Origin of the sequence: Micromonospora sp. NPDC005806 (assembly GCF_042871425.1) — a bacterium.
GTDB lineage: Bacteria > Actinomycetota > Actinomycetes > Mycobacteriales > Micromonosporaceae > Micromonospora.
Genome location: NZ_JBIAIL010000043.1, coordinates 40,587 through 51,189, shown reverse-complemented (window position 1 = coordinate 51,189; position 10,603 = coordinate 40,587). Strand labels below are relative to the sequence as shown.

General features: G+C 71.6%; 7 protein-coding genes and 2 tRNA genes. 2 read left to right on the top strand and 7 right to left on the bottom strand.

Annotation, left to right across the window (positions count from 1 at the left end; translation table 11 throughout):
* The 7 genes from ACFYOS_RS30655 to ACFYOS_RS30625 all read right to left on the bottom strand — a co-directional run.
* On the bottom strand, positions 1-235 hold a 235-nt coding region (locus tag ACFYOS_RS30655), incomplete at its 3' end, for a Scr1 family TA system antitoxin-like transcriptional regulator (RefSeq protein WP_387148984.1).
* 134 nt (positions 236-369) lie between these two features.
* A tRNA-Ile gene (locus ACFYOS_RS30650) sits at positions 370-446 on the bottom strand.
* Positions 447-499: 53 nt separating this feature from the next.
* Positions 500-2,200 (bottom strand): M16 family metallopeptidase, encoded by a 1,701-nt coding sequence (locus tag ACFYOS_RS30645; protein WP_387148982.1) that lies wholly within the window; start codon positions 2,198-2,200, stop codon positions 500-502.
* The gene (locus ACFYOS_RS30640) at positions 2,197-2,565 is read right to left on the bottom strand and encodes a hypothetical protein (protein WP_387148979.1); all 369 of its coding nucleotides are present in this window, start codon (positions 2,563-2,565) and stop codon (positions 2,197-2,199) included. The genes ACFYOS_RS30645 and ACFYOS_RS30640 overlap by 4 nt, the downstream gene beginning before the upstream one ends.
* Positions 2,566-2,658: 93 nt before the next feature.
* A complete protein-coding gene (locus ACFYOS_RS30635) occupies positions 2,659-3,897 on the bottom strand; it encodes an NAD(P)/FAD-dependent oxidoreductase (protein WP_387148976.1) in 1,239 nt (412 codons plus the stop codon).
* Complete coding sequence (locus ACFYOS_RS30630) at positions 3,887-6,025, bottom strand: MMPL family transporter (protein ID WP_387148974.1); 2,139 nt, start codon at positions 6,023-6,025, stop codon at positions 3,887-3,889. Before ACFYOS_RS30630 ends, ACFYOS_RS30635 begins: the two co-directional genes overlap by 11 nt.
* A gap of 211 nt (positions 6,026-6,236) precedes the next feature.
* Positions 6,237-6,309, bottom strand: a tRNA-Asn gene (locus ACFYOS_RS30625).
* 289 nt (positions 6,310-6,598) lie between these two features.
* Here ACFYOS_RS30625 and ACFYOS_RS30620 point away from each other — a divergent pair.
* Positions 6,599-6,997 (top strand): hypothetical protein, encoded by a 399-nt coding sequence (locus ACFYOS_RS30620; RefSeq protein ID WP_387148971.1) that lies wholly within the window; start codon positions 6,599-6,601, stop codon positions 6,995-6,997.
* Between the two features lie 265 nt (positions 6,998-7,262).
* Positions 7,263-10,598, top strand: coding sequence for a ThuA domain-containing protein (locus tag ACFYOS_RS30615; protein WP_387148968.1), 3,336 nt, complete (start codon positions 7,263-7,265; stop codon positions 10,596-10,598).
* Positions 10,599-10,603: the final 5 nt, after the last annotated feature.

The following is a 10,603-nucleotide window of genomic DNA, read 5'->3' as shown; positions in this document are numbered from 1 at the left end:
ACATCTGGAAGGAGTTCTGCGGGGTGGTGGCGAGCGGGACGCCGAGCGGCAGGATGCCGAACCGGATGTTCGGAACGCCGACGACGGTTTGCAGCGGGTCGAGCTGGCCGCGCATGACCTCGGGCGAGGTGAGCAGCCACTGCAGCACGCGCTCGGCGAGCAGGAACTCGAGCCGCTTGCTGGTGTCGTAGAGGAGCTGCTGACGTTGCATCCGGGTGGCGACTGCGGTGTCCACGACCAGCTGGCGGACCGCCTCGACCGGGCGGCGGCTCGTGCTGCTACGGACTCAGTGCGGACTGGCGGCATCGGTCCCGATCTTGACGCCGTTCGTCCGCGCCGTCGGCAGCATGGCTGAGCCCGGTGTTTCCGTGGTGGGGCGGGCGGGACTCGAACCCGCGACCGAGGGATTATGAGTCCCCTGCTCTAACCCGCTGAGCTACCGCCCCGTCACCGCGCCGGGATCCTAACCCGCCCGATGGATCACCGGCCACCACGAAACTCAGCGTCGCCGCCGCCGTAACAGCACGATGGGCAACGCGAGGATAACAGTGAGCAGCCAGCCCGCCACGACCACGCCCCACAGCCAGCCGTCGTCCGTCCCCCCGGTGTCGTCGGGGAGCAGCATGCCGATGGTGAGCAGCAGGGTGAGCCCGCCGACGCCCAGGGTGGCGAGACTGCTGAGCACGATCAGCGGGATCTCCCACCAGGCGCGCCTGGCGGCCGGTCGCGCCGACCCTGGCCGGCCGGCGCCGGCGTACGGCTGGGGGATCCGCTCCGGCGGGCGGGCCGGCATCGGCACCCGGCGGTCGGCCGGCACCTGCTGGTCGATCACGGCGACGGCGCCGGGGTGCAGGTCGATCAGGGTCGGTTCGATGTGCCCCGTGATGCCGTCATAGCCAATCATGCGGCGAGCGCCGTCCGGCCAGGCGAGCAGGGCGGCGCACTCGGCGTACCGGACGGTGGCGGCGCCTTCGGGCGCGGCGAAGCTGACCCCTTCGACGCCCACCCGCAGCTCGCCGTCGCCCTCGCGTTCCCGGTAGGCAGTGCCGGCGACGGTGTGCTCGGACTGGGTGGGGGCCGCGGTGAAGCCGGCCCAGTCCGCCCGGGTGCCCTCGGGCACCATGAGCAGCGCGCTGGACGTCACCTCCTGGGCGACCTCGTGCAGGTCGGCGAGGGTGACCGCCTTGAGTTCGGCGCGCAGCTCGTCGACGGTGTGGAGCGGCTGGCCGGTGAGCAGGTCCCACGCCTGGCCGGGCAGCCGGGCGGCGTCCACCTCGGCGATGCCGAGGACATCGTCCCGCTTGGCCATGGTGGCGTCCAGGTCGGCCTGCTCGATCCGGCCGACGCGCAGCTTGGCCAGCGCGTCGACGAAACCGCCGACCAGGGCGTCCTGCTTCTCGGGCAGCGCGTCGGCGAGGGCGCGCAGCGTGGCACGCCCGTCGCCGCGCGGGTCGTACCCGGTGTTGACGGCGTAGGAGAGGCCGTCCTCCTGGCGCAGCGAGCGGTACAGCTCGCGCTCCAGCACGTCGGCGAAGACGGCCGCGGCGGTCCGGCGCCGCACGACCGAGTCCAGCACCACCATCCGCGAGCCGTGCACGAAGTACGCGGGGGTGCGCGGCAGCGCCGACGACACGCGCGGCACAGGCTGCCGTACGCCGGGCGGCAGCGTCAGCCGCAGCCCCTCCGGTACCCGGTCCCCGGCGATCCAGAGCACCGCGTTCTCCCGGGTGAACCAGCGGGCCGCCCATGGCCGCAGGTCGGGTTCGGTGAGCGCGTGCAGGCCGAACTCGGGGTAGCTGGTCAGGCCGTGGTCCCGGGCACCGTGCCGCCACAGCGGCACCTGGTCCATGCTCCCGGTGCCGCGGCTGCTCCACTCGGTCCGCAGGATCTCCTTCTCCACCTCCAGCCGGGCCATCGGCAGATCGTGCAGGTTGCGGCAGACGGCGGTGAGGTAGCCGGCGATGTCCTGCTCCGAGCCCTGCATGTAGAAGGAGGTGAAGGTCGGGGCGGTGGCCCCGTTGAAGTGGTAGTCGGTGAGGCCGAGCGGGGCGAGGGCCAGGTGCTCCAGCAGGTGGGTGACGCCGCTGCGGGCCAGGGTCTCGTCGGCGACGCCGACCCGGAAGGTGAGGCCGGCGCGCATCGGTCCGGCGGTGGGGGCCAGCAGCGTCGGCACCCCGTCGACCTCGAGCTGGCGGATCATCGCTGGCCACCCTTCGCGTACGCCTCGCTGCGGAACTTCTCCAGGCCCTCGACCCCGCCGAGGTACGACCAGGGGTACTCGCTGGCCAGGTGGCCGAGCGCGGTGAACTGGGCGATCGCGGCGTCCCAGAACTCGGCGACGCAGAGCATCAGGGCGAACATCGACCGCACCGCCACCCAGCCGTGCCGGTGCTCGAAACGCGGGTGCAGCACGGACCGCTGGGCCGCCTCCCAGATGTCCCGCCTGAACTGCGGGTCCTTGCGGTAGCGGGCGCGTTCGGCGCTGCTGTCGCCGTCGGTCCACCGTTCCAGGTGTGCCTTGGCGAGGACGACCGCGTTGTGGGCCCCCTCCGGCGCGGCGGCCATGCACTCCCGGGCGAAGGAGGGGTGCGGGCATGGCGGCGATGATAGGTGATCACGAACCGCCTTCGGGTCCTCCGTCCAGCTCGGACGGATTCCCTAGCTGAGCCGCAGCGCGGCGAGCACGGCCCCCGCCGCCCGCCAGCCGCTCGCCAGCGCCCCCTGGATGGACGGGCTGTCCCGGTGGTCGCCGGCGATGAAGAGCCCGTCGGCGAGGACGACCGGTTTGCGCAGCCGGCCCTGCGGTGGCGGCGCGGCGGGGAGCGCGTCCGGGATCGAGACGGTGGTGAGGTGGGTCCAGTCGGCGGTGGAGCGGCCGTAGAGCCGGTCCAGTTCGCGCCGGATGACCGGCTCGGGCGGGGCCTGCGGGCCGGCCACCGAGGTGGCCACCAGGTGCCGGCCGGCCGGCGCGTAGCTGGGCACGGCGTTGCTCAGCACCACGGTGTTGGCGACCAGTTCCCGCCGCTCGCCGTCGAGCAGCAGGATCGGCTCGGCCAGGGGCGGGGCGTCGGTGCTGTGGTAGTAGGTCGTGCAGCCGTGCATGCGTACCCGGTGGAGCTGGGGCAGCAGCGTGGCCGCCGCCGGCGGGTCCACGGCGACCACGACGGCGCGGCAGGTGAGCTCGCCGGCCCCGGTGCGGACCCGGCCGGGCGCGACCTCGGCGACCGGGGTGTCCAACTCGATCAGCTCGGCGGGCAGCGGGGCGGCGATGGCCCGGGGCAGCGCGCCCATTCCCCTTGCGGGCAGGCCGATCCGGCCCCGGGCGAACGAGCGCAGGATCATCGCCAGCACATGGCTTGAGGTCGCCAGCTCCCGGTCCAGGAGCACGCCGGAGAGGAACGGCCGGAGCAGCTCCTCGATGAACGCGTCGGAGAGCCCGGCCCGGCGCAGGGCCGCCTCGCTGGTGGTCTCGGGCGCATTGAGCAGCCGGCCCACGGGCAGGGTGGCGCAACCGATGGCGAGCGCGGCGAAGCGGAGCCGGTCGGCGAGCGTGCCGATCCCGGCGGTCACCGTGCCCCGCGTGCCGGCGGGGTCGCGCAGCGGGTTGACCAGCCGCACGAGGCGGTCGCCGCGGCGGACCAGCACGCCGGAGGTGAACCGGCCGAGGTCGAGGCCGCCCAGGTCGACCAGGCTGCCGAGCCGGGGGTACGCGGTGTTGAGCACCTGGAAGCCCCGGTCCAGCAGGTAGCCGTCGACCTCGTCGGTGGCCACCCGGCCGCCGAGCCGGTCGCCGGCCTCGATCAGCCGCCAGGGCACGCCGGCGCGGTGCATCCGGCGGGCGGCGGCGAGGCCGGCCAGCCCGCCGCCGACGATGACCACGTCGGCCTCACCGGACACGGGCGACCTCCGCGCCGGCCCGGTCGCCGTCCCGGGCGGTCCGGGCGAGCCGGCTCGGCCACCAGATCTTCGGCCCGATGTCGTACGCGAGCGCGGGGACCAGCAGCGACCGGACGACGATGGTGTCGAGCAGCACCCCGGCGGCGACCGCCACGCCCAGCTCGACCAGCACCACCAGCGGCAGGACGGCGAGCGCGGAGAAGGTGGCGGCGAGCACGATGCCGGCGGAGGTGATCACGCCGCCGGTGACGGCGAGCCCGGCGAGCACGCCGGCCCGGGTGCCGCGCCGGACCGACTCCTCACGGACCCGGCTCATCAGGAAGATGTTGTAGTCGATGCCGAGAGCGACCAGGAAGACGAACGCGAAGAGCGGGAACGACTGGTCGACGCCGGGGTAGTCGAGGACGTACCTGAAGATCAGCGCACAGAGGCCGAGCGTGGCCAGGAACGACAGCACCACGGTGGCGATCAGCAGAATCGGGGCGACCAGGGCGCGCAGCAGCAGGGCCAGGATGACCGCGATGACCACCAGCACCACCGGGATGATGACGTTGCGGTCGCGGGTGGAGGCGGCGGCGGTGTCGACGTTGATGGCGGTGAAGCCGCCGACCACGGAGTCCGAGCCCGGCACCCGGTGCACGGCCGCGCGCAGGTCGCGGAGGGTCCGCTCGGCGCCGTCGCTGTCCGGCGGATCGGCCAGGGTGGCCAGCAGCTGCACCCGCCCGGCGACCACCAGGGGCTGCGCGTTCGGATCGGGTGGCCCGGCCTGGCCCTCGGCGGTGAGCGGGCGAACGGAGGACACCCCCGGTACGCCCTGGGCCACCTGGGCCACCTGCGGGGCGGTGGCCTGGTTGGTGAAGACGGTGGCCGGGCTGCCGGTGCCGGCCGGGTAGTGCCGGGCGATCACCTCCTGGCCGGCCACCGAGTCGGTGTGCCTGGTGAACAGGTCGGACTGGCCGAGCGTGGTGGCGCCGAGCTGGGTGACGCCGATCGCGAGTGCGGCCAGGACGACCGCAGTGACCAGCCAGACGGTCCGGGACCGCCGGGCCACGAAGCCGGCGATCCGGCCCCAGATGCCGTGCGCGGTCTGCGGGTCGGCGTGGTCGAAGCGGGGCCGCCGCGGCCAGAACGCCCACCGCCCGCCGAGCAGCAGCAGGGCGGGGAGGAAGGTGAGCATCACCAGCAGCGTGGCGGCGATGCCGACCGCGGCCACCGGGCCGAGCGCCCGGTTGGAGTTGAGGCTGGACAGCAGCAGGCAGAGCAGGCTGACGATGACCGTCGCGCCGGAGGCGATGATCGCCGGGGCGGCGCCGCGCCAGGCGGCCCGCATCGCGGCCCAGGGGCGCTCGTGCCGGTGCAGCTCCTCGCGGTAGCGGGCGATGAGCAGCAGCGCGTAGTCGGTGCCGGCGCCGAAGACGAGCACGGTGAGGATGCCCTGCGCCTGCCCGTTCAGCTTGATGACGTCGTTCCTGGCCAGGAAGTAGACGAAGAGCGAGGCCAGCGAGTACGACATCGCGGCGGCGAGCAGCGGGAAGATCCAGAGCACCGGGCTGCGGTAGACGATCAGCAGGATGACCAGCACCACGACCAGGGTGACCAGCAGCAGCGGCCCGTCGATGGCGGTGAACACCTCGATCAGGTCGGCGAGCAGTCCGGCCGGCCCGGCCACGTCGACGGCGAGGCCGTCCCGGTCCGCGCCGGCGATCGCCCGCAACTGGTCGACGACCCTGCGGATCTGTTCGCCCTCGGAGCTGTCGATCGGGACGATCACCTGCACGGCCTGCTGGTCCTGGCTGACGATCGGCGGCGGCAGCGGACCGACCACGCCCGGCACCCGGGCGAAGCGCGCCGCGTCGGCCTGGACCCGCTGCTGGTCGGCGGGGGTGATGCCCGAGGTGCGCTCGTAGACGACGAGGGCCGGGGTGGTCTCCTTCGCCACGAAGCCGGCGGACAGGTTCTGCGCCCGGGTGGCCTCGGCGTTCGCCGGAAGGAAGGAGGCGTTGTCGTTGGTCGCGACGTCGCCGAGCTTGCCGGAGTAGGGGCCGGCGATGCCGCCGACGACCAGCCAGCCCAGCACGACCACCAGCGCGACCAGGGTCGCCGTCCAGCGGCCTCGTCCTCCGGCCATCTCCATCCATCCTCGAATCGATGCACCAATCGACGCAGCGGGAGCCCAGGTCGACATCGACCATCCTGCCGGGCGAAGCGGCGCTCGCGGGCGGAAACCGCGCGCCGGCCGGGGGGCGGCGGTTCGGCTGCGGGGAGCCGGCTCGTAGTACCGGCCGACCGGTACGACGAAAAACGCCCGCCGGCCAGGGCCGACGAGCGTCGTGATGGAGCTCCCCCGTTTGGACTCGAACCAAAAACCTGCCGGTTAACAGCCGGCTGCTCTGCCAATTGAGCTACGGGGGACCGCAGATCACCCGGCTTTGCGGATCTCTCCGCGCCGGGCGACGGGGACAAGAGTACAGGACATCCGGGGGTGGTGCGCCAGGGGGTTACCCGACCGACCACGACCACTCTCGCAGTCACGCGACCCCACCGGCAATACGGACAAATCGTCATCTCGGCACAAGGAGGCATGAGCGGAGAGCAGGATGGGTAGTTAGCCGCCGACAGAGGACGTAGGCGCGAGATGGTCGCTCCCGGCGAGAACCGCCCCGACGGGAACGGCAGCGCGTCAGGTACGGAAGGAGCCGCCATGCGCGGAAAGATCATGTTTCTTGGCGGGCTGGCTGCGGGATTCGTCCTGGGCGCCCGTGCCGGCCGGGAGAAGTACGAGGAGCTGGTGATCCGGGGCCGCAAGGTGCTCGACCACCCGACCGTCCAGGAGGCGGCGGGCGTGGCACAGGCCCAGGCGAACCGGCTCTACGCGGAGGGCAAGGACAAGCTGGGGCAGACCAAGCTCGGCGAGAAGCTGGGCAGCGGCAGCGGCAACGGCAGCAGGCAGGGGCTGACCGCGGCCGACAAGCCGTTCGCCGGCACGCCGGCCACCGTCGGCGCCAAGTCCGGCTCGACCGGCACGGGATCGACCAGCGCAACCGGCTCGACGACCACCAGCACGAGCACCAAGTCATCCGGCACGAGCAGCAACCTCTGACGCATCTGGACAGCGGGCCGGTCGCCATCGGGCGACCGGCCCGCACCCGTCTGTCCGAACAGCACCCAGCTCAACCTACTTTTGTTCAGGATGAGCAAAAGTGGGAGCGGTTCGTCAAAAACTTTTGGCTTCAACCTCTTCTCTTTGGTCGCGTACGCAAATATCGTCTCGCGTAGAACCTGGCCAGGCTCTCGTCACCTCCCCAGCGACCTCCTCAGCCTCGTCCCGGCGCTGAGGCGGACCCGCCCGACCAGAGCGAGGTTCGATGCGCAGACCGTTCGGCCGCAGGGCCGCCACCCATCTCAGCCTGCTCGCCCTCGTCGGCGCGACGCTCGTCGCGACGGCCGAGCAGGCACCGACCCCGGCGCAGGCCGCGCCGGTGCTCAATGCCCCGGCACCCAACAGCAACGGCATCCAGTACAAGGTGCTCGTCTTCACCCGGTCGGCCAGCGGCAACAACGCGGCGACCGCGGCCGGCGTGCAGGCCATCCAGCAACTCGGGCAGGACCGGCGCTTCACCGTCGAAGTCACCAACGACGCCCGCAAGTTCGACGAGCCGCACCTGAAGCAGTTCCGCGCCGTGGTGTTCCTGAACACCGCCGGCGACGTGCTCAACGAAGCCCAGCAGGCGGCCTTCGAGCAGTACTACCGCGACGGCGGCGGCTTCGTCGGCGTCAACTCCGCCATCGAGGCCAACCCGGACTGGTCCTTCCTCACCAACGTGCTGGGCACCCGGGCCACCGGCGCGCCGTCGGCCGCCAGCAAGGCCACCGTCACCGTCGCCGACCGGGTCCATCCGGCCTCGAAGACGCTGCCGCAGCGGTGGAGCACCACCGACCGGTGGTACAACTTCGCGGCCAACGTCAGGGGCGTCTCGCACGTGCTGGCCACGGTGGACGAGAAGACGTACACCGGCGGCACGATGGGCTTCGACCACCCGATCACCTGGTGCAAGGACTACCAGGGCGGTCGGTCGTTCTACACCGGACTCGGCGCCACCCCGGAGAGCTACGGCAGCGTGGACCTGCGGGCCCACCTGGGCGGCGCGATCCAGTGGGCGGCCGGGGTCACCAACGGCGACTGCGGCGCGACCGTGCTGGCCAACTACCAGATGACGGTGATCGGGGCGCAGCCCAACGTCAACGAGCCGATCGGCTTCGACGTGCTCCCCGACGGCCGGGTGATCCAGACCGACCGGCGCGGCGGCGTACGCCTGCACAGCCCGGACGGCAACGAGACCAAGCTGCTGGCGCAGATCCCGGTCTACACCAACAGCGAGGACGGGATGTACGGCCCGGCGATCGACAACGACTTCGCCACCAACAAGTGGGTCTACCTCTACTACGCGCCCCCGCTGGACACCCCGACCGGCAGCGCGCCGACCACCAGCACCGACCCGCACGCCTGGGACGTGTGGAAGGGCTACTTCCAGCTCTCCCGGTTCAAGTTCGTCGACGGCGAGAACCCCTCGCTGGACCTGAGCACCGAGCAGAAGATCCTGCAGGTGCCGGTGGAGCGGGGCGCCTGCTGCCACGTGGCCGGTGACATCGCGTTCGACTCCAAGAACAACCTCTGGCTGGTCACCGGGGACGACACCCCGGCCGGCGGCGGCGGTTCCGGCGGCTTCTCGCCGCACAACGACTCGGTCAGCGCCACCGGCGTCTATCAGGCCCCGTTCGTCGACGCCCGGCGCAGCTCGGCCAACACCAACGACCTGCGCGGCAAGGTCCTGCGGATCACGGTCGGCGCGGACGGGTCGTACACCGTCCCGGCGGGCAACCTGTACCCGGCCGGCACGGCGAAGACCCGACCGGAGATCTACGCGATGGGCTTCCGGAACCCGTTCCGGATCACGCTCGACAAGAACGATGTCGCCTACGTCACCGACTACTCCCCCGACTCCTCGACGCCGCAGGTCGGGCGGGGACCGGCCGGCACCGGCCGGATGATGGTGGTCGACAAGCCGGCGAACTACGGCTGGCCGATGTGCGTGCAGCCGAACCTGCCGTACATCGAGATGAACTGGACCACGAATCCGATCTCGCCGGTGGCGCCGTTCGACTGCGCGGCACCGAAGAACACCTCGCGGCACAACACCGGCCTGGCCGACCTGCTGCCGGTGGAGAAGTCCGAGCTGTGGTACTCGTTCCAGGCGCCGACCCCGTGCCCGGAGTCCTACCTGTCGACGCCCACCCAGACCTGCCCGGTGCTCTTCCCCGAGCTGGGCACCGGTGGCGTGGGCCCGCACGGAGCGGCGAAGTACGACTACGACCCGGAGCTGAGGTCGGAGACGAAGTTCCCCGAGTACTACGACGGCGCCATCTTCTTCGGTGAGTTCACCCGGGACACCCTCAAGGAGATCCGGCTGGACGACAAGGGCGACATCCTGAAGATCAACAACGTGTTGAACTGCGGGCAGGCGCCCACCACCCCGGCGAAGCCGTTCCTCTGCGACAACCCGATGGACATGCGCTGGGGCGCGGACGGCAACTTCTACCTGCTGACGTACGGCGACGGGTTCTTCAACATCAACCCGGACGCGGCGATGGTGAAGTTCAGCTACGTCAAGGGCCTGCGGGCGCCGACGGCCGTCCTGAACGCGACCCCGACCAACGGGCGGGCGCCGCTGACCGTCGCCTTCTCCAGCGAGGGCTCGAAGGACCCGGACCCGGCCGACTCGATCTCGTTCGCCTGGGACTTCGACGGCAACGGCACCACCGACTCGATCGACCCGAACCCGTCGTTCACCTACACCACCAACGGCGTCTACACCGCCCGGCTGACGGTGACCGACTCCAGCGGCAAGACCGCGTCGGCGAACACCACCATCACCGTCGGCAACACCGCGCCGACCGTCACCGTCAACACCCCGCTCGAGGGCGGCTTCTTCAGCTGGGGCGACGACATCCCGTGGACGGTGACCGTCACCGACCCGGAGGACGGGCCGATCGACTGCAGCAAGGTAGAGGTCACCTTCGTCCTCGGCCACGACAGCCACGGCCACGGTGAGGCGAACCAGTTCGGCTGCTCCGGGGTGCTGCCCACGGATGCGGACGACGCCTCGCACGGCGGCTACATCTACGGCGTGGTCAGCGCGTCGTACACCGACAAGGGAGCCAACGGGCAGCCGGCGCTGACCACGGTGGACCAGCAGATCATCCAGGCCAAGCGCCAGGAGGTCGAGTTCGCCACCGGCGAGTCCGGCACCACGGTCGGCACCAGCGCGGACACCGGCGGCGGGCAGCAGCGCGGCAGCCTCGACCCCGGTGACTGGATCGCGATCAACAACACCGTGAACCTGCAGAACATGCAGTCGGTGACGCTGCGGACCTCCGGGGGCAGCGCCGCCACCGCCGGGCAGCCCCGGTTCGGCGTCCAGCTCCGGCTGGACTCCCCCACCGGCCCGCTGCTGACCACGGCCACGGTCAACGCCACCTCCGGCAACAACGCCTTCACCAGCACCACCGTGCCGATCACCGACCCCGGCGGGACGCACAAGCTCTACCTGGTCTTCTCCACCGTCTCCGGTGGCCCGACCAGCGGCTTCGGCAACCTCAACTGGGTCGAGTTCACCGGCCAGGGCATCGGCGTCACCCCGTGACGCCC